The sequence below is a fragment of the Salinicola acroporae genome (genome assembly GCF_003206615.1).
Lineage (GTDB): Bacteria > Pseudomonadota > Gammaproteobacteria > Pseudomonadales > Halomonadaceae > Salinicola > Salinicola acroporae.
In genome coordinates this window covers 1-18647 of record NZ_PZJW01000017.1, presented here as the reverse complement: position 1 = coordinate 18647, position 18647 = coordinate 1, and the positions used below count along the sequence as shown (strand labels likewise).

The window sequence follows — 18647 nt, the reverse complement described above, 5'->3', positions numbered from 1 at the left end:
GTCATCATAGCCACACATTGTTCATATGAACAAGAAAACCTCATATGACCAAAAAGTCGTGTGCCAAACGGCGCCAATTCCCCAAGGATCGGCGCCAAAGCCGCTGACAAGCCGCGAGAAGCCCGGTCGAACAACGCGACAGAATGGAGCGATATCACCACCAAAGTCGCATATCCGCGTCCTTTTCGGTCGCTATGATGGTCTCAAGCGCCACAGACAACCAAATGCGCAGCAATAGATCATATTTTCAGCAGGCCAGATCCGGACAGCGATCGTCCATGGCCTGGCACTCACCTCAATAGCCGGGAGCGTCGGCCATGACACGTCTTTACAACGATCCTGTGAATTTCGTCGACGAAGCGACCGAGGGGTTCGTCGCCGCGCATGCGCAGCGGGTTTGCCAGGTACCCGGCGGGGTCATCCGCAGCACGCGCAGCGAACCGGGTACCGTCGCCGTCGTCATCGGCGGTGGCTCCGGCCACTATCCCGCCTTCGCGGGGCTGGTCGGCCAGGGTCTGGCTCATGGCGCGGTGATGGGCAATCTGTTTGCCTCGCCCTCGGCGCAGCAGGTCTACAACGTCTGCAAGGCCGCCAACAATGGCGCCGGCGTGCTGCTCAGCTTCGGCAACTACGCCGGCGACGTGCTGCATTTCGGCCAGGCCCGGGAGCGCCTGATCCGCGAGGGCATCCCCTGCGAGATCGTCGCGGTCATCGACGATGTCTCCAGTGCCGGTCAGGACGAGCTGCACAAGCGTCGCGGCATCGCCGGCGACCTGACCGTCTTCAAGATCGCAGCGGCAGCGGCCGAGGCCGGCTATTCGCTGGAGGAGGTCGTACGCGTCTCCCGCGCGGCCAACCTGCGTACCCGCTCCATGGGCGTGGCGTTCGACGGCTGCACGCTGCCGGGTGCGAAGGATGCGCTGTTCCATGTTCCCGCTGGCAAGATGGCGGTGGGCCTGGGCATCCACGGCGAACCGGGAATCAGCGAGCAGGATGTTCCCAGCGCCGACGCTCTCGCCGAGCTGCTCGTCTCTCACCTGATGGAGGAGATCCCGGACGGGGTCGGCGGTGTCGAGGGGGCCAAGGCCTCGGTGCTGCTCAACGGCCTGGGCTCGATCAAGTACGAAGAGCTGTTCGTGGTCTATCGGCGGGTCAACCAGTTGCTGACGGAGGCCGGCCTGGAGATCGTCGAGCCGGAAGTGGGAGAACTGGTCACCAGCCTCGACATGGCGGGCGCCTCGTTGACGCTGTTCTGGCTCGACGACGAGCTGGAACGGTTGTGGAAGGCGCCGGCCGATGCGCCGGCCTATCGCAAGGGCAGTCTCGAGGCCGCCCCGCCGATCGACGCCTCCGAACTGGACATTCCGGATGCCGATGCCATTCCACCCGCCAGCGAAGCGTCGATCGCCGCCGCGCGCTGCCTTTATCAAGGCTTGAGCGCGACGCGCAAGATCATCGACGAGAAGGTGGAGGAGCTGGGGCGACTCGATGCCATTGCCGGGGATGGCGATCATGGCATCGGCATGCAGCGCGGGGTGGTTGCCGCGGAACTGGCCGCGGAAGACGCGGTGAGCCGCAGTGCCGGCGCCGGTACGCTGCTGCGCATGGCCGCCGAGGCGTGGTCGGATCGCGCCGGCGGTACCTCCGGCGCGATCTGGGGCGTGATGCTCAATGCCCTCAGCGTGACGCTCGGCGACGACGACGCACCGACACCGGCGCACTATGCCGAAGGCATCACCAAGGCCAAGAATGACGTGATGGCGTTCGGCAAGGCCAAGCTGGGCGACAAGACGCTGGTGGATGCACTGGCGCCGTTCAGCGAGGCGCTCGAACAGGCCGTGGATGCCGGCGACGATCTGGCGACGGCATGGCGCAAGGCCGTCGAGGCCTGCGAAGCGGCGGCGACAGCCACCTCCGAGCTCCGGCCGAAGATGGGGCGCGCCCGCCCGCTGGCCGAGAAGAGCCTCGGCACGCCGGATCCCGGTGCGGTCTCGCTCTCCCTGATCGTCGCCGCCATTCAACCCGTCATCGATCGGTGACCCCGGTCTCGATGGCCCGAGGCTAAACAACCGCGAGGACGCCATGGCTCAAGCCCCGATCACCCTGGGCATCAGCTTCAAGATGTACTTCGGCTATGCCCAGACCCTGGAGTGGTGTCACCGGATCGCCACCCTTCTCGCCCACCACCCGGCCGTCGTCGACGGCCGGGTGTCGCTGTTCGTGCTGCCCAGCTTCCCGGCGCTCGCCCCGGTGCTCGACTGCTTCGCCAACACCCCAGTCGGCGTGGGTGGCCAGAACCTGTATCAGGCACCACCCGGCGCTTATACTGGCGAGGTGAGCGGGGCCATGCTGGCCGAGATGGGCTGTCGTTATGTCGAGATCGGCCATGCCGAACGTCGGCGCCTGTTCGCAGAAGATGACGCTGTCGTCGCCACCAAGACACGGATCGCCCTGGCGCAGGGGCTGATACCGGTGCTCTGCATCGGTGAAGCCGATCGTGGCGAGCCGCGCAATGCCATTGACGAATGCCGGCATCAGGTCGACTCGGCGCTGGCGCTGGCGACGCCGGCGCAGCGCTCGCAGCCGCTGGTGGTAGCCTATGAACCGCACTGGGCGATCGGTGCCTCGGAACCGGCATCACTGGCACACATTGCAGCGGTCTGCCAGGGGTTGCGCGATCACCTCTCCACGCACCCATCTGCTAGGGTGATCTATGGTGGCAGCGCCGGGCCCGACCTGTTGACCCGCCTGGCGGGGAAGGTCGATGGTCTGTTCCTGGGGCGTTTTGCCCACGATCCGGCCGCGTTCGAGGCGATCGTGAACGAAGCCTCGCTGCTCGCGTCAAACGGATCAGCCGCGCGGAACGAATCCTCCGCATCGGATTGACCATCCGCGCTAAACTGAACAGCCACGTTAGACTTGATTGCCGTGTCGAACCGAGTGCCAGATCGCGTCTCGCGACATTATCCATTTACGATCTAGGGGATCCGAAAGCCAATGCCATCTCGTCGTCAGCTAGCCAACGCCATCCGCGCGCTTTCCATGGACGCCGTGCAGAAGGCCAACTCCGGCCACCCCGGCATGCCGATGGGCATGGCCGATATCGCGGAAGTGCTGTGGAACGACCATCTCAAGCACAACCCCGCCAACCCGGACTGGGAGGATCGCGACCGTTTCATTCTCTCCAACGGTCACGGCTCGATGCTGCACTATTCGCTGCTTCATCTGACGGGTTACGACCTGCCGATGAAAGAGCTCGAGAACTTCCGCCAGTTGGGTTCGAAGACCCCCGGTCACCCGGAACACGGTTACACACCCGGTATCGAAACCACCACCGGCCCGCTGGGCCAAGGCCTGGCCAACGGCATCGGCATGGCCATCGCCGAACGCACCCTGGCGGCGCAGTTCAACCGTGACGGCCACGAGATCGTCGATCACCGCATCTGGGTCTTCGCCGGCGACGGCTGCCTGATGGAAGGGATCAGCCACGAGGCGTGCTCGCTGGCCGGCACCCTGGGTCTGGGCAACCTGACCGTGTTCTACGACGACAACGGCATCTCCATCGATGGCGAGGTCGAGGGCTGGTTCACCGACGACACCGCCAAGCGCTTCGAGGCCTACGACTGGCACGTGGTGCGCGACGTCGACGGCCACGACGCCGAGCAGATCAACGCCGCCATCGAGGAAGCCAAGAGTGTCACCGACAAGCCGACCCTGATCATCTGCAAGACCGTGATCGGCTTCGGTTCGCCCAACAAGGCGGGTAAGGAAGAAAGCCACGGTGCCGCCCTGGGCGAAGACGAAGTCGCGGCCGCACGCAAGGAGCTGGGTTGGGAATATCCGGCGTTCGAGATTCCCGACGACTACTACGCGGCGTGGGACGCCCGCGAGCAGGGCCAGAAACGCGAAGCCGAGTACGACGCCAAGCTGGCGGCTTACGAGAAAGCCTACCCGGAACTGGCCAAGGAGCTGAAACGTCGCTACAACGGCGAACTGCCGGCCAACTTCGACGGCGATGCCCTGATCAAGACAGCGCAGGAGAAATCCGAGACCACCGCCTCGCGCAAGGCCTCGCTGGGCGTCCTCAACGAGCTGGGACCGGACCTGCCCGAGCTGTTCGGCGGCAGCGCCGACCTCGCCCCCTCCAACCTGACCCTGTGGAAAGGCGCCAAGGCGATCAGCAAGGAAGACTTCGACGGCGGCTACCTGCACTACGGCGTGCGCGAGTTCGGCATGGGCGCGATCGCCAACGGCATCGCCACCCACGGCGGCTTCATTCCCTACGACGCGACCTTCCTGGTATTCATGGAGTACATGCACAACGCCGTGCGCATGTCGGCGCTGTCGCATACCCGCATCATTCACGTCTTCACTCACGACTCCATCGGTCTCGGCGAAGATGGCCCGACCCACCAGCCGATCGAGCAACTGGCCGACCTGCGCAATCTGCCCGGTCTGGCGACGTGGCGCCCGTGTGACGCCACCGAGACGACGGCAGCCTGGGTCGAGGGCCTGAAGCGGGAGAAAGGCCCCACGGCGTTGATCTTCTCGCGCCAGGATCTACCGGCCCAGCCGCGCGACGACGAGCAGCTCAAGCAGATTCGTCGCGGCGGCTACGTGCTCAAGGAAGCCGAGGGCGGCAAGCCGGAGCTGATCCTGATCGCCACCGGTTCCGAAGTGGGCCTGGCGATGGACGCTGCCATCGAACTCGAGGGCAAGGGCAAGAAGGTCCGCGTGGTCTCCATGCCCTGCACCAGCGCCTTCGACGAGCAGGACGAGAGCTATCGCGAGTCGGTGCTGCCGGGCGACGTGCGCAAGCGTCTGGCGGTCGAGGCCGCCATCCCGTCGACCTGGTACAAGTACGTGGGCCTCGACGGCGACGTCATCGGCATGACTACCTATGGCGAGTCCGCCAAGGCCGGCGATCTGTTCAAGCACTTCGGTTTCACCGTCGACAAGGTCGTCGCCCGCGCCGAGAAGCTGCTGGGCTGATTCACGCCCGACAGCATCAAACCTAACGCCCGGCCTGTTGGCCGGGCGTTTTTCGTTGGTGGGTTCGCGACGTGGCGGCCCGGGCGGCGAGGGACACGCCGGTCCCTGCCAATGCTCAATCGGACTTGTCGTCGACCCGCGTCGCCTCGTCCAGGCGCAGAATGGTATGGGCGTTGGTGACACTGGTGGCGAGAGTATCGATCACTCCGGTGCGCAGCGCGCCGAGGATACCGGCCGCCTTGGTGTTCTCGGCGGCGATGGCGATCACATCGGGGATCCGGGCCAGATCGGTAATGGTCAGGCCGATGACGCGACCCTGCATTGGTGTCATCGACGGACGGCCGTAGATGTCGATGAAGTCGTAGCCCATCATGTCGCCGACCGTGCCGGAGAGCCGTGCCTCGGCGGTTTCCTGGGGGGTGAACCAGCCCATCCGCACCATGTTGCTGTTCTCGCTGAGATCGCCGATGCCGATCAGAGCGAGATCGGCGCGCCGGGCGCGGTCCAGGGTCTGGCGAATGGTCGGGTTCTCGTACATGGCGTCGCGCAGTTCGAGGTTCTGCACCAGCGCTGGCGCGTAGAGCGTCTCGCTGTCGCCGCCGAACTTGATCGCCAGTCGGCGGCAGATATGGTCCGGGTTCATGTACTCCCCCGCCCGCACCGAGCCGCCGATGGCGCAGACGAACGAGCACTGGCGCTGCCCCTGCTCGAACACGTTGTCCGCCACCGCCCCGACGTTGCGCCCCATGCCGACGGCGACGATCGCCCCCTCGCTCAACTGTCGCGAGAGATGATCGGCCACCAGACTGGCCACATTGGCGCGCTGAACGTCGGCATCGGCGTGATCGAGCGCGATCAGCGCGCGCTTGACCCCGAAGCGCCGCTTCAGCGCCTGCTCGATCTCCGCACTGACGGCGGGATGCTGGCGCACACGAACGTCGACGATGCCTTCCGCCTGCGCGCGCTTGAGCAGGCGCCCCGCCTTGACCCGCGAGATCCCCAGCCGATTGGCGATGACCTCCTGGGTCTCCCCCTCGGTGTAGTAGAGGGTGGCGATTTCCGTCATCAGAGCGATATCGGCGTTCTCGTTGCGCTCGTTCATGCACGCTTCCATAGTTTGAAGATCGAGTGTTGAGAAGATCGGTCTTGAACGGCTCGAGGTGGGCGGCGTCCCACCCTCGCCCAGCCGGCCGCTTCGACCGGCTCACGATACCACAGGGTCCACCGCGTTCGACTTTCTTGCGCGCCGGGATCGGCGTAGACTATCGGCGGATTGCGGTTCGCCGCGATCGGTTCTCAGGGCGGGGTGCAAGTCCCCACCGGCGGTAATGATGCGGCGTGAAACGAGCGCCAGCCTCTCAGCCCGCGAGCGCTCGCCGATTATCGGGGGCGCTGGAAAGACAGACGAGCCGTTGAAGCGCAAGGCGCACGGCGCGCAGAGGACGAGGCATAACGGGCTGTTAGCCAAATTCTCGAGCACCGCGCAACGCAGCGATTCGTCGGCGCAGTCGTCTTACCAGTGTCGCCGCGTCGAGGTCAGCAGATTCGGTGCAACTCCGAAGCCGACGGTGATAGTCCGGATGAAAGAGAACGGCTCCCTTGCAACGACGATTCGGTCAGCCGCGCGGCGATCGGCGATGTTCACCGTTCGCGCCCACGCCAGCCGCCTCCCGTGACTCCCAAGCGGATCCGAAGCCCTGATTCTGGTTAACGTGACTTCGGTCACCGATCAACAGGAAATGACCATGAATCAGCCCTATCCGCCGCAGCTCTCGCCTCAGACGCTGTCGCAACGCATCGCCTTCATTCGTGCCGACTGGCACGGCGATATCGTCGGCAACTGCCACGCTGCCTTCCTCGAAGCGGTCGCCGAGCGCGGCTTTGCCACCGAGCAAGTCGATACCTTCACCGTCCCCGGAGTTTTCGAGATTCCGCTGCAGGCCAAGCTGCTGGCCAAGAGCGGCCGCTACGCCGCGATCGTCGCCTCCGGCTTCGTCGTCGACGGTGGCATCTATCGCCATGACTTCGTCTCTTCCGCAGTGATCGACGCACTGATGTCTCTGCAGGTCGAACAGGAAGTGCCGGTGCTCTCCGCGGTGCTGACACCGCACCACTTCCATGAGCACGAGGCCCATCTGGCATTCTTCCAGCAGCATTTCCTCACCAAGGGACGCGAGGCCGCCGAGGCGTGCCTGACAACGATGGAAAACCTCAATCAGGTGCGCAAGCTTACCGCCGACTGAGTGTTCGCCAGCGAGTTGCAGACTGGTGTCATAGAAAAAGCCCATGCCATCCTCGATGGCGTGGGCTTTTACGTTCAGGCTAGTCGAGCCCTGACTTCTGTCGATCGGATCAGCTCTCGACAGCGGCCTGACGCCGGTTGCGGATGTTGAGATAAATCGCGAAGGCCAGCGAGACCGCGATCAAGACCCACAGGATCACAGCGATCGGACTCTTGGTGAAGAAGATCGAATAGTTGCCGTAGGATTCGAGACTCTTGACGAAATAGACCTCGGCCGACTTGCCGAGAATGAAGCCGATGATCAGTGGCACGGTTTCCAGCCCGATCTTGTGCGCGACCCAGCCGAAGATACCGAAGAGCAACAGCGTCCACACGTCGAACATGATCCCGTAATTGATCGCGTAGGCACCGACCACGCACATCATGATGATCAGCGGATACAAGATGTACTTCGGCACTTCGATCACCTTGGCGATATGCCGGATCGCGAAGTACATGATGCCGAACATCAGGACGTTGGCGATGATCAGCGCGATGATGATCAGATACCAGGTATCCATGTTATTGCCGATGAACAGCGGGCCGACCTGGATGCCCTGCAGCGTGAATGCCCCGATCAGGATCGCGGTAGTGGAGTCACCCGGAATCCCCAACGACAGCAGCGGCACCAGCGCGCCGCCGGTCAGCGCGTTGTTGGAGGACTCCGAGGAAACGATGCCCTGCGGTGCGCCCTTGCCCATTTGCGAGGAGTCGCGGGAGAAATTCTTCTCCTGACTGTACGCCAATACCGACGCCGCACTGCCGCCAACACCCGGCAGCATGCCGACGAAGGTGCCGATCCCCGAAGAGCGAATCAGATTGGTCAACTGGCCCTTGAAGACGCCGAAAGAGAATTTTTTGCCACCCTTCAGTGAGATCCGTCCGCGTTCACTATCGCCCTTGAACCCGGTCTCGGCATCGAGCAGCACCGTAGTGAGACCGAAAATGCCGATCAGTACCGGCAGCAGCGAGAAGCCGTCGATCAGGTAATACTCCATGAAGTCGAACATCAGCCGAGGCTCGCCGTTACCGCCCTCCATGATCGAATAGGTACCGATCAGGCTCAGCCATACGCCCAGCACGCCGCTGAAGATCCCCATCAGCAAGTTCGAACAGAGCGAAGCGATGACGGTCAGCGCCAGCAGAATGATCAGGAATTTCTCGACGTTGGAGAACTTGATCGCGAAATCCGCCAGCACCGGCGCGAAGAAGAACAGTACGGCGGCACTGAACAGGCCACCGAAGATCGAGGCGACGATACCAGTCTTGAGCGCGCGCTCGCCTTCACCCTTTTGAGCCATGGGATAGCCATCGAACGTCGTGCAGATCGATGAGGGCGTACCCGGAATATTGAGCAGTACCGCCGGAACCATCCCGCCGGAAATACCCCCGACATAGAGACCAAGCAGTAGTGCGACACCGTTTTCGAGACCGAAGGCATAGGTCAATGGCAGGCAGACAGCGACGGCCATGGTCGCGGTCATGCCGGGAATGGCACCGAAAATGATGCCGATCAATGTCCCCGCGGCGATGAGCCCGAAGAACATCGGTGTTAGGTGAGACAGGATATCCATGACGCGAGTCTCCGGCAGTCAGGATGATGAGATCAGGGCAGCGTGATGCGAAACAGTTGCGCGAGCACGTACCACGCAATCGCGGGTGCGATCAGTGCATTCAAGACGATGATCACCACCAGCCGCCGCGACAACTGGCCCACGTACAACATCGATAACGAGAACACGAAAACGATGGAGCAGATCAAGAAGCTGTAGCCCGTATTGGGAAAGACGTCGCTCAACACGCCCATCATGTAGAAATAGAGAGTCGTCAGTACCAGCGTGCCAAAGAATCGCTTACGGTCGAACTCGCCCTCTCGACCGGCCAGCACGCGCCCGGCATGTTTCAAGCCCGGCACCAGCAAGCGATAGCGGGTTACCAAAATCAGTCCCAGCAGAATCACCAGAATCCAGGTGACGATTCGAGGGAAAAAGAGATGCGATTGGTCGAAGTCGATCGTCACATCGAACAGCGATAGCCATTGGCTTTCCATGGAAAGCGGCTCCTGCGCCGGATCGTCGCCGGCAGTATCTTGGTTGGAAACGAACCGTGCCGGCCGGCAATCGCCGGCCGGCACGCCGCAGGATCAACCCTTGAGGTTGTCGATGATGGTTTCGTATTTTTCGTTCTTCTGCTGGATCCACTCCGAAGCCTCAGTCGATGGCTTGAAGTCCGGCACCAGGAACGTGCGTTTCAGCTGCTCGTTCACTTCGTCCTCTTCGAAGACGTCGGCCAGGGCGTTGTCGATGCAGTCGACCGCCGCCTGATCCATGTCCTTGTTGTAGAGGAAGAAGAACTCCTTATCGAAGGTGAAGCTCTCGTCGGAGTCCGCACTCATGGGAATGTCGACGTCGGCATACTGCATGAGCTGCTCGCGCGTCGTTTTGCCCATGCCCTCTTCATTGGTCTGGGCGATGGTTTCCTCGGGCGAAGTGAGCCAGACGAAGCGCATGGCTTTCTGGTCGTCTTCCGGCAGATTGGTATATTGCTCGTTGGCCTGAACCGAGCCGTTGATGACATCTACCGCGCCATCGAACAGCAGCTGATTCTTGTCGGCCTGAGAGCCAGTGTTGACCGCAACGATGTTGCTTTCCTTGCCCGGGTGCTTGAGACGAACGGCGTTCTTGAGTGCGGAGAAACCGAGTTCGGATACGCCGCCCGGCTGGATGGCAACACGAATCTTCTTGTCGTTACCGGCTGCTTCGATGATGTCGTCCATCGACTGGTACGGGGAATCCTTCGGCACCAGATAGGCGTTACCCGGGTTGATGGCAAACGTCGGGCCGACCTTGTAGTTCTCGAAGATGTCGGGATAACCGTTCACACCGTAGAGGTTGCCGAGATAGCTGCCATCATGGAACACCATGATGGTGTTGCCGCGGCGGTCGCGCTCGAGAGCTCGGAAGGCGCCCATCACGCCCACGGCGTCGACCTTGGCATTGATGTCGAGCTTCTCGGCCAGTTGGTCGACGATGATACTGGATGCCTGGTAGGTATCACCGCCGGTAGACGTCGAGCCGATGACGACGCGCAAATTGCTCGGTAGCGGACATTCATCCTGCGCCTGAGCAGAGGCCGATACACCGATGGCGGCGCTAGTCAGCATTGCCAGACAGGTCTTTCCCCAAATCGCTTTCATGACACGTCTCCCTCATACCGTTGCCCACTCGAGTGGCGCGACTCGCGACGCCATATCCCGGCGGGGACAAAATGATAGCGTTATCATCAAACACGTCTTGCACGGTAATGAAGGAGACTTTGTCAGACAATTCAACTTAAGTCCCTAGACCAAGGTCGTAAGCCGTAGGCCGATGCAACTCCCTGAAATCGAGGCAAAAAAAAGCCCGGCGATGGCCGGGCTTCGGAAATTCCATGGCGTCTTGCGTCTAGCATCGACCCTCGACCCGGGATCAGGCGACGGTGACATCCTTGGAAAGATAGACATCCTGAACCGCGTTGAGCAGTTCGATACCCTCGTTCAGCGGCTTCTGGAACGCCTTGCGCCCCGAGATCAGGCCCATGCCGCCGGCACGCTTGTTGATGACCGCCGTGCGCACCGCTTCGCCCAGGTCAGAGTGCCCCTTGGAGCCACCGCCGGAGTTGATCAGTCCGGCGCGGCCCATGAACGAGTTGGCCACCTGGTAGCGGGCCAGATCGATCGGGTGGTCGCTGGTCAGCTCGCTGTAGACCTTGTCGTGGGTATGGCCGAAGCCGATCGCCTTATAGCCGCCGTTGTTCTCGGGCAGCTTCTGCTTGACGATGTCGGCCTTGATGGTCGCCGCCAGATGCACGGCCTGGCTGGTGAGGTCGGAGGAGACGTGGTAATCGGTCCCGTCTTTCTTGAACTCGGGATTGCGCAGGTAGGACCACAGCACCGTGACCATGCCCAGCTCGTGGGCGCGTTCGAAGGCTTCGCTGACTTCCTGGATCTGGCGGCGGCTGTCCTCGGAACCGAAGTAGATGGTAGCGCCAACCGCGATACAGCCCATGTCGTGGGCCTGCTCGATCTGCGCGAACATGGTCTGTTCGTACATCGCCGGCAGGGTCAGGCTCTCGTTATGGTTGAGCTTGAGCATCATCGGAATCTTGTGCGCATAGCGTCGCGCCACCGAAGAGAGTACCCCCAGCGTCGAGCAGACACAGTTGCAGCCGCCCTGCAGGGCAAGCTCGACGATGTTCTTGGGATCGAAGTACATCGGGTTGGGGGCAAACGACGCACCGGCCGAGTGCTCGATGCCCTGGTCGACCGGCAGGATGCTGAGGTAACCGGTACCGCCCAGGCGACCGGTATTGAACAGCGTCTGCAGGTTACGCATCACGTGCGGGCTGCGATCGGTGTCGGAGAAGACGCGATCGACGAAGTCGGGGCCCGGCAGATACAGGTCTTCTTTCTTGAAGCCCGTGCAGGTATAGCTGAGTAGGCTGTCTGCTTCCTTGCCCAGCAGCTTGGCAATATCGGTCATGTTGCTTTTCCTCTGTCCTCAAGATGGATCATCCGGGAAATCTCGACTTGGGCCGCTTCCCTGTCTACCAAAGATGGCTAACCGATAATGGCTGCGTGGCATGGTCTCGACCCGCTGCCCGTGGCGCCAACTCCCCTCTCTAACCTCGGCGATCATCGACTAGCCGTTGAGAGCGTTTTCAAACAATGGCTGCACGCGACAATACGGCGTTGAAATCGGCTTCAAAAGGAGCATTTACCCTCGGGTAGCCGAATATGCCTGCCCGCTCCGTCTGCGCCGACCCTGCCAGGTCTTGCCTTCGCTCGCCGAATTTGTGAACACCCGCTAAGGAAACACCGCAAAATTGTCCGCGCTTCCAGAGATCACCGCCAAGAATAAGCGACTATGCGCCGCAGTTCACGCCCATGCACCGTTTCTGCATCGCCTGTCTGCTCGATCGGACGCCCTGACGGGGCTGCTCCAGATTGTCACGTTTCGTATCCCGGCGACGGCTGAAAATCGTCATGGGAAAGTCTTGAGCGCTGGCCGAGGTCAGACCGGCGGGTCATGGTCGGCGGGACGACGCCAGGCATTTGCTATGATGCTCGTCCCTCACGCAATGCGAGATTGTCAGGATGTCCGTTCTTCGCGGCTTTTTGTGGCTGCTGGTCTTTCTGCTCCTGGGACAGGCCACGGTAGAACTGTTCCACCTCCCTATGCCCAGCGGCGTCATCGGTATGCTGTTGTTGACCATCTTTTTCGGCTACCGGGGCGGTATGAACCCGGATGTCGTCCACGTCAGCCAACCGCTGATCGCGATGCTGGCGCTGCTGATCATGCCCGGTGTCGTCGAGATCTTTTTCGTCGCCGGCCAATTCGCGGACCAGTGGATCGCCATCGTGACCGCGCTGATCGCGGGCACGCTGCTGAGCGTGCTGTCGAGCCTGCTGCTGATGCGGCGCTATCTGCCCACGAGCGACACCCCAGGGAACCCCGGCGATGAATGAGTGGCTCGAGCGCCTTTCGCAGCTGCCACAGCAGTGGTTCGACTCCCCGGTCGCCGCCATCGCGCTCACGCTCGGCGCCTATTTCTTCGGTATCCGCCTGTTCAAGCTGATGCATCGGCCCACCTGGTGCCCACCAATGCTGATCGCGGCGCTCCTGATCGCCGCAGTCATCGCGTTGCTGCCCATCGGCATCGACGACTACAACCGCGGCGCCGGCTGGCTCATGCTGCTGCTGGGCCCGGCCACCGTCGCGCTGGCGGTGCCGCTCTACCAGCAACTGCCGCAGATTCGCGCACTGTGGAAGCCCATTATGCTGACGCTACCGCTGTCGGCGACCCTGGCGGCCTGCTATGCCGTGATCATCGCCGCCGCCATGGGCGCCCCGGCAGAGGTGCTCGCCTCGCTGGCGCCCAAGTCGGTGACCTCGCCCATCGCACTCGGGCTGGCCGAAGAGCTCGGTGGCTCCCGGGCGCTGCTGATGGGGGCGCTGCTGACGACCGGCGTCACCGCCATTTTCGGCGTGGAGTGGCTAAGCCGGGCACTGCGCATTCGCGACCCCCGCCTGATCGGCCTGGCCCTGGGCATCAACGGGCACGCCCTGGGCACGGTACGCGCGTTCGAGATCAGCAGCGTCGCCGGGGCATTCGCTTCGCTGGGCATGAGCCTGACGGGTGCCTTCACCGCCATCGTGCTTCCTCTCGTCTGGCATCTGTTCGCCTGAGCATCGCTTCGTGCCCCCAATCGATGCCTGACAGCGACGCACATCCCGCTACGCTGTTATCAGGCCGTCGCCTGCTGCGACGGTTGCGGCAAGGAAAGCCCGACAACGGCAAGGCCTCGACAGGAGAGACCCGATGACGATAGCCAGTGACAGCGGTCAGGGAAGCCCGACGCTGGTGCTCATGCACTTCTTCGGCAGTTCCCATCATGAGTGGGAAGCGGTCCTGCCGCTTCTCGACGAGCGGTACCGAGCGATCACGCTGGACATGCCGGGCTTCGGCCGCGCCAGCGACGTGGCGGGGTTCGATGACCCGCCACGTCGAGCAGTGTATCGACGCCGCCGGCCTCGACGACGTCATCCTGGTCGGCCACTCGTTCTCCGGCCGGATCGCGATGACCGTCGCCGCCGACCGCCCCGCCTGGCTGCGCGCCTTGGTCCTGATCGCGCCCTCTCCACCCGGGCCACAGTCGATCGACGAGGAGGAACACCGGTTCCAGCTCGACTTCGATTTCAGCGAGGCCCAGGCACGCCAGTTCATCGACGGTGCCAGCGAAGTGTCTCTCCCCCCGGCGCTCTACCAGCAGGCGGTGGAGGACGCCATCAACGCCAATCCTGCGGCATGGCGGGCCTGGCCGACAACGACGTACGCCGAGGACTGGCGCCAGCGCGTCGACAGGCTGCCCTATCCGGCCTGGGTCCTGGTCGGTGACAGGGATCCGTCGCTGCCACCGAACACCCAGCGCGCCGAGGTGATGCCCCACCTCCCCCAAGGCAAGCTCGAGGTCTTTCCCGGCTACGCACATCTCCTGCCCATGGAGATGCCGGAGACCCTGGCGGAACGACTCAACGCCATCGCTGCAGAGATGCCGTAACGACCTCAGTTGGTGGAGAGTGCCGGCGCCCGGCCGACGATCGCCACGCAGAGCGCAAGCGGCCAAGGCAACTCGGCGCTCGCCCGCGGTGTCGCCGGGTCGCTGAGCGGCATGGCACCGAGCGCTCGGCAAGCCTCGACGAAGCGCGTCGTCGCCTTGCCGGACGCCTCGATCGTCGTCGGCACGCGAAACCCGTCGCCCCACTCGACCAGGCGGGCGACAAGGGCCAGGCCCGCCGGGCCGATATCGATATCGCCGCCGACATGCAGGCGATCCACGTCGAGCAGGGCCCGTGCGCCGCGCAGGCGGGCCATGCGCAAGACGACCCGCATCGCGGCCTGGGCGGCCGGGCCGGCGCCGCCAGCGAGATAGTGCCGATCCTCCGGCGATAGCGCGAAGCCATCGTTGGCCGCGGTGACGGGGGCCGGCTCGTGCCCCAGTTCGCCGCCGGCGGTGACGCTGGCCAGCCCCGCCAGACGCGGGCCACTCACGACCAGCCGCCTGCCGCGATAAAGCGTGATGAGATGCGCCGCCTGAGCCATGGCGAAGCGGGCGTCATCCAGCACCACCAGCGGCAGCGAGAGAGACAGTATCTCTTCGGCGGCGATGGCTTCCAGAGCGAAGGCCGCGTCGGGACGGTCGAGCACGACCAGTGCCGGCCCTTGGTCGGCATGGATGGCTTCCAGCAGTCCCGCGCCCGCGTCGCTCGAACCCGGCCCGCAGGAAACGACCAGCGCTCGCCCGGCGACGGGCTCGCCGCCCGGCTCGTCCCGCGCTGGCAGGCCCTCCCATAACCGGCAGGGCATCGAGCGGGTCAGGACCACCCCGCTGGCCTCGCCCTCGACCAGGCAGTCGGCGGCGGAAAGATAGAACGACAGCGACTCGAGGCGGCGCATCACGGCGTTGTCGCCTCGAAGAGCGACGAGAGCGCGAGAACCACGGCAGCGGCGATGGCAACGACTATCAATGAAGCGTCCCGGCATGAGAGAGATCATCTCAAATTATGAGTCGAGCGCGCTCGCGTCCAGTGCTTTAGCCTGACCTCCGGCTCGGACTCGGCTGGCCCGACCCGAATGCGCTAAGATGGACGGCCTCGAACCTCGCCTCCAACCTCGGGTTATCGGACTCGCCCATGACCTACCGCGTCGCCATCAACGGATACGGCCGTATCGGCCAGAGCGTCCTGCGGGCACTGATCGAGCGCCCCGATCTGCCGCTGGAGATCGTCGCCATCAACGAGCGCTCCGATCTCGAGACGATCGCCTACCTGACCCGCTACGACACCACCCACGGCCGCTTTCCCGGTCATGTCGAGGCGGGCGATGGCTGCCTGATCGTCAACGGCAGATCCATTCGTGTCCTCAACGCCGAGGCACCGGAAACGCTGCCGTGGGAGGAGCTCGGCGTCGACCTGTTGCTGGAGTGCTCCGGCAGCTTCAAGGATCGCGCCACCGCCGAACGCCACCTGCAGGCCGGAGCGTCGCGGCTACTGTTTTCCCAGCCGGCGGAGGCCGACGTCGACGCCACGGTGGTCTACGGCGTCAATCAGGCGACGATCGCCCCCGGGATGCGAATCGTCTCGGCAGCATCATGCACCACCAACTGCCTGATACCGATCCTAGACGTCCTGGAGGCCAGCTTCGGCGTCTCCCACGGCGTCACCACCACCATTCACTCAGCGATGAACGACCAACCGGTGATCGACGCCTATCACAACAGCGACCTGCGCCTGACCCGCTCGGCGATGCACTCCATCATCCCGGTCGATTCCGGCCTGGCGCGCGGCATCGGCCGCTTGATGCCGCATCTGGCCGACCGCTTCGAGTGCCTTCACGTCCGCGTGCCGACCATCAACGTCTCGGCCATGGACCTGTCGATCTCGCTCGAGCGCGACACCGATGCCGACGCGGTCAACGCCTGCCTGGCCGCCGCCACTCGCGAGCGCTACCTGGGCCTGCTCGGCGTGACCTACGAGCCGATGGCCTCGGTCGACTTCAACCACGATCCCCGCTCGGGTATCGTGGATGCCACTCAGACCCGCGTGGCCGGCGGCCGCCTGTTGAAGGCGCTGTGCTGGTTCGACAACGAATGGGGTTTCGCCAACAGAATGCTCGATGTCGCCCGCCACTGGCTCGAATTGCCCGCTTCCGCTTCCGACCCCGTCACGTCTCTTCACCGCAAGGAAAGGACTTTATGAACGTACTCAAGATGTCTGAACTGGATCTCTCCGGGAAGCGCGTATTGATCCGCGAGGATCTCAACGTCCCGGTCAAGGGCGGCAAGGTGACCAGCGATGCCCGCATCCGCGCCTGCCTGCCGACGATCCGGGCCGCGCTCGACGCCGGCGCCAGCGTGATGCTGATGAGTCACCTGGGTCGGCCCACCGAGGGCGAACCCGCCGACGAATTCACCCTGGCCCCGGTGGCGGAACATCTCTCCGAGCTGCTGGGCAAGCCGGTACGGCTGGAGAAGGAGTACCTCGATGGCAACGTCGAGATCGCCGCCGGTGAAGTCGTGCTGCTCGAGAACGTGCGCTACAACAAGGGCGAGAAGAAAGACGACGAAGCCCTCGCCAAGGCGTATGCCGCCCTCTGCGATATCTACGTGATGGACGCCTTTGGCACCGCCCACCGCGCCCAGGCCTCCACCCACGGCGTGATCCGGTTCGCGTCGCAATCCTGCGCCGGCCCGCTGCTGGCCAACGAACTCGACGCTCTGGAGCAGGCGCTCAGCGCGCCCAAGCGCCCGATGGCCGCCATCGTCGGCGGGTCCAAGGTATCGACCAAACTCGACGTGCTCTATTCGCTATCGGAGAAGTGCGATCAGTTGATCGTCGGCGGTGGTATCGCCAACACCTTCATCGCCGCGGCCGGTTACGGCGTGGGCAAGTCGCTCCATGAGGCGGACCTGATCGACAAGGCCAAGGAGCTGATGGCCAAGGTCGAGATTCCGCTACCCACCGACGTGGTGGTCGCCACCGAGTTCTCCGAATCCGCTACCGCGACCGTCAAGCCGGTGGATCAGGTCGGCGACGACGAGATGATTCTGGATATCGGGCCGGAGACCGCCAAGCACCTCGCCAGCCTGCTGGAAAACGCCGGCACCATCCTGTGGAACGGCCCGGTCGGAGTGTTCGAGATCGACCAGTTCGGCAAGGGCACCGAAGTGCTGTCGAAAGCGATTGCTGCCAGCCCCGCCTTCTCCATCGCCGGCGGCGGCGACACCCTGGCCGCCATCGACAAGTACGGTATCGCCGACCAGGTCTCCTACATCTCAACCGGTGGTGGCGCCTTCCTCGAGTACGTCGAAGGCAAGACGCTCCCGGCGGTCGCGGCGCTGGAAGCGGCTGCCAAATAGCGCCGACTCATGGCCGAATGACAGACGACGACACCGACCCTCGGGTCGGTGTCGTCGTCTCTGGCCAACGATTTGCCATCTCACACGGCTCTCTGGCTCACGGTGCCGCCTGGGTCTCATCCTGTCCGCTCTGCGCCAACGCCCGTTTCACCAGCCCGCTCTGCTTCATGCGGGAGAGGAAATCCTCGACGTAGCGCGTGACCTCGTCCGACGCCTGCGCCTTCGTCACCGCCATGCACTGCTCGATGGCAGTAAAATGCCCTGCCAGGACACGATACCCCGGATGCCCGGCGGCGTAGCTCGCCAACGGCTGGCGCACGCCGGCGGCGGCGTCGAGTTGACGTTCGACGAACAGCTCGATCGCCGCGGCGGACGTGGCGGCGCGAACCAGGCTGGCATGCTTCAACGCCCGTGTCAGATAGAGGTCGTAGGCCGCACCCTTGCCCACGGCGATGCGGACATCGCCTCGATCCAGCTCGTCGACCTCCTGAAACGGCGCCGCCTCCGGCACCAGGTAGGTGCCTTCGATGATCACGTAGGGGTCGGTGAAATGGATCTTCTCGGCTCGCACCGGGTCGCGGGCGAGAAAGCCGACCCGCCAGGCGTCGTCGTCGATGGCGGCGAACACGTCACCGGCGCCGTCGAAAGTGGCGAATTCCGCTTCCACCCCGAGCTCGTCCGCTAACGCCCGTGCCAGTACCGCCGAGACCCCGGCAGGCTCACCGTTCTCGCCACGCTGGGCCAGGACCGTATTGCCGTAGTTGATCGCCACGCGCAGTCGCCCCTGCGGCGCCAGCGCCTCGATGACCGCCGATTTTTCATCGCTCATGTAACGTTCCTCGGAGAGAAAGCGAGTAAGGATAATAGCTGATCCAACTCGTCAATCCTGGGTTCTGGCTCTGGCGGCCTGCATCCGGC

Annotated in this window: 16 protein-coding genes; 9 read left to right on the top strand and 7 right to left on the bottom strand. The window is 63.7% G+C overall.

From position 1 onward, the window contains the following. The first annotated feature begins 317 nt into the window (after positions 1–317). The 3 genes from DOM54_RS18950 (at position 318) to tkt (ending at position 4992) form a co-directional block, all read left to right on the top strand. Positions 318–2039, top strand: coding sequence for a dihydroxyacetone kinase family protein (locus DOM54_RS18950; RefSeq protein WP_110717823.1), 1722 nt, complete (start codon positions 318–320; stop codon positions 2037–2039). A gap of 43 nt (positions 2040–2082) precedes the next feature. After that, entirely contained in the window at positions 2083–2886 is an 804-nt protein-coding gene (locus DOM54_RS18945; RefSeq protein WP_110717822.1) for a triose-phosphate isomerase family protein, read from the top strand. A 111-nt stretch (positions 2887–2997) separates the two neighbouring features. Next, positions 2998–4992 (top strand): transketolase, encoded by a 1995-nt coding sequence (tkt, locus tag DOM54_RS18940; RefSeq protein WP_110717821.1) that lies wholly within the window; start codon positions 2998–3000, stop codon positions 4990–4992. A 115-nt stretch (positions 4993–5107) separates the two neighbouring features. On the opposite strand, the gene DOM54_RS18935 is transcribed toward tkt, so the two are convergent. Continuing rightward, on the bottom strand, positions 5108–6094 hold the full coding sequence (locus DOM54_RS18935) for a sugar-binding transcriptional regulator (protein ID WP_110601278.1): 987 nt from the start codon (positions 6092–6094) through the stop codon (positions 5108–5110). A gap of 643 nt (positions 6095–6737) precedes the next feature. Here DOM54_RS18935 and DOM54_RS18930 point away from each other — a divergent pair. Further along, on the top strand, positions 6738–7235 hold the full coding sequence (locus DOM54_RS18930) for a 6,7-dimethyl-8-ribityllumazine synthase (RefSeq protein ID WP_110717820.1): 498 nt from the start codon (positions 6738–6740) through the stop codon (positions 7233–7235). 109 nt (positions 7236–7344) lie between these two features. Here the strand turns inward: DOM54_RS18930 and DOM54_RS18925 are convergent, their stop codons facing one another. The 4 genes from DOM54_RS18925 to DOM54_RS18910 form a co-directional block, all read right to left on the bottom strand. Beyond that, a complete protein-coding gene (locus tag DOM54_RS18925) occupies positions 7345–8847 on the bottom strand; it encodes a tripartite tricarboxylate transporter permease (RefSeq protein WP_110717819.1) in 1503 nt (500 codons plus the stop codon). Between the two features lie 32 nt (positions 8848–8879). After that, positions 8880–9323 carry a tripartite tricarboxylate transporter TctB family protein gene (locus DOM54_RS18920; protein WP_110717818.1) on the bottom strand — a complete coding sequence of 148 codons (444 nt, stop codon included), beginning with the start codon at positions 9321–9323 and terminating at the stop codon, positions 8880–8882. Positions 9324–9416: 93 nt separating this feature from the next. After that, positions 9417–10469: a type 2 periplasmic-binding domain-containing protein gene (locus tag DOM54_RS18915; RefSeq protein ID WP_110717817.1), complete on the bottom strand. Its 1053-nt coding sequence runs from the start codon at positions 10467–10469 to the stop codon at positions 9417–9419. A gap of 271 nt (positions 10470–10740) precedes the next feature. Next, positions 10741–11793 carry a class I fructose-bisphosphate aldolase gene (locus DOM54_RS18910; RefSeq protein ID WP_110717816.1) on the bottom strand — a complete coding sequence of 351 codons (1053 nt, stop codon included), beginning with the start codon at positions 11791–11793 and terminating at the stop codon, positions 10741–10743. Positions 11794–12407: 614 nt separating this feature from the next. On the opposite strand from DOM54_RS18910, the gene DOM54_RS18905 reads away from it, so the two are divergent. From DOM54_RS18905 to DOM54_RS18895, 3 genes are all read left to right on the top strand, one after another. After that, a complete protein-coding gene (locus DOM54_RS18905; protein WP_110717815.1) occupies positions 12408–12779 on the top strand; it encodes a CidA/LrgA family protein in 372 nt (123 codons plus the stop codon). Then, positions 12772–13500: an LrgB family protein gene (locus DOM54_RS18900; protein ID WP_110717814.1), complete on the top strand. Its 729-nt coding sequence runs from the start codon at positions 12772–12774 to the stop codon at positions 13498–13500. The genes DOM54_RS18905 and DOM54_RS18900 overlap by 8 nt, the downstream gene beginning before the upstream one ends. 206 nt (positions 13501–13706) lie before the next feature. Continuing rightward, positions 13707–14372: an alpha/beta fold hydrolase gene (locus tag DOM54_RS18895; RefSeq protein ID WP_110717813.1), complete on the top strand. Its 666-nt coding sequence runs from the start codon at positions 13707–13709 to the stop codon at positions 14370–14372. Between the two features lie 5 nt (positions 14373–14377). Here DOM54_RS18895 and DOM54_RS18890 read toward each other — a convergent pair whose 3' ends face one another. Next, entirely contained in the window at positions 14378–15268 is an 891-nt protein-coding gene (locus tag DOM54_RS18890; protein WP_240613973.1) for an aconitase X, read from the bottom strand. A 236-nt stretch (positions 15269–15504) separates the two neighbouring features. On the opposite strand from DOM54_RS18890, the gene DOM54_RS18885 reads away from it, so the two are divergent. Together DOM54_RS18885 and DOM54_RS18880 are read left to right on the top strand one after the other, a co-directional pair. Then, positions 15505–16569, top strand: coding sequence for a type I glyceraldehyde-3-phosphate dehydrogenase (locus DOM54_RS18885; protein ID WP_110717811.1), 1065 nt, complete (start codon positions 15505–15507; stop codon positions 16567–16569). Further along, entirely contained in the window at positions 16566–17729 is a 1164-nt protein-coding gene (locus DOM54_RS18880) for a phosphoglycerate kinase (protein ID WP_110717810.1), read from the top strand. The genes DOM54_RS18885 and DOM54_RS18880 overlap by 4 nt, the downstream gene beginning before the upstream one ends. A gap of 97 nt (positions 17730–17826) precedes the next feature. Here DOM54_RS18880 and DOM54_RS18875 read toward each other — a convergent pair whose 3' ends face one another. Continuing rightward, complete coding sequence (locus DOM54_RS18875; RefSeq protein ID WP_110717809.1) at positions 17827–18558, bottom strand: transporter substrate-binding domain-containing protein; 732 nt, start codon at positions 18556–18558, stop codon at positions 17827–17829. Positions 18559–18647: the final 89 nt, after the last annotated feature.

What these genes read in the sequence shown, in the direction of transcription:
- DOM54_RS18950 (WP_110717823.1), top strand. Translation starts at nt 318, where the DNA reads ATGACACGTCTTTACAACGATCCTGTGAATTTCGTCGACGAAGCGACC.
- DOM54_RS18935 (WP_110601278.1), bottom strand. Translation starts at nt 6,094, where the DNA reads ATGAACGAGCGCAACGAGAACGCCGATATCGCTCTGATGACGGAAATC.
- DOM54_RS18880 (WP_110717810.1), top strand. Translation starts at nt 16,566, where the DNA reads ATGAACGTACTCAAGATGTCTGAACTGGATCTCTCCGGGAAGCGCGTA.
- DOM54_RS18885 (WP_110717811.1), top strand. Translation starts at nt 15,505, where the DNA reads ATGACCTACCGCGTCGCCATCAACGGATACGGCCGTATCGGCCAGAGC.
- tkt (WP_110717821.1), top strand. Translation starts at nt 2,998, where the DNA reads ATGCCATCTCGTCGTCAGCTAGCCAACGCCATCCGCGCGCTTTCCATG.
- DOM54_RS18905 (WP_110717815.1), top strand. Translation starts at nt 12,408, where the DNA reads ATGTCCGTTCTTCGCGGCTTTTTGTGGCTGCTGGTCTTTCTGCTCCTG.
- DOM54_RS18945 (WP_110717822.1), top strand. Translation starts at nt 2,083, where the DNA reads ATGGCTCAAGCCCCGATCACCCTGGGCATCAGCTTCAAGATGTACTTC.
- DOM54_RS18910 (WP_110717816.1), bottom strand. Translation starts at nt 11,793, where the DNA reads ATGACCGATATTGCCAAGCTGCTGGGCAAGGAAGCAGACAGCCTACTC.
- DOM54_RS18900 (WP_110717814.1), top strand. Translation starts at nt 12,772, where the DNA reads ATGAATGAGTGGCTCGAGCGCCTTTCGCAGCTGCCACAGCAGTGGTTC.
- DOM54_RS18930 (WP_110717820.1), top strand. Translation starts at nt 6,738, where the DNA reads ATGAATCAGCCCTATCCGCCGCAGCTCTCGCCTCAGACGCTGTCGCAA.
- DOM54_RS18925 (WP_110717819.1), bottom strand. Translation starts at nt 8,847, where the DNA reads ATGGATATCCTGTCTCACCTAACACCGATGTTCTTCGGGCTCATCGCC.
- DOM54_RS18895 (WP_110717813.1), top strand. Translation starts at nt 13,707, where the DNA reads ATGAGTGGGAAGCGGTCCTGCCGCTTCTCGACGAGCGGTACCGAGCGA.
- DOM54_RS18915 (WP_110717817.1), bottom strand. Translation starts at nt 10,469, where the DNA reads ATGAAAGCGATTTGGGGAAAGACCTGTCTGGCAATGCTGACTAGCGCC.
- DOM54_RS18875 (WP_110717809.1), bottom strand. Translation starts at nt 18,558, where the DNA reads ATGAGCGATGAAAAATCGGCGGTCATCGAGGCGCTGGCGCCGCAGGGG.
- DOM54_RS18920 (WP_110717818.1), bottom strand. Translation starts at nt 9,323, where the DNA reads ATGGAAAGCCAATGGCTATCGCTGTTCGATGTGACGATCGACTTCGAC.
- DOM54_RS18890 (WP_240613973.1), bottom strand. Translation starts at nt 15,268, where the DNA reads ATGCGCCGCCTCGAGTCGCTGTCGTTCTATCTTTCCGCCGCCGACTGC.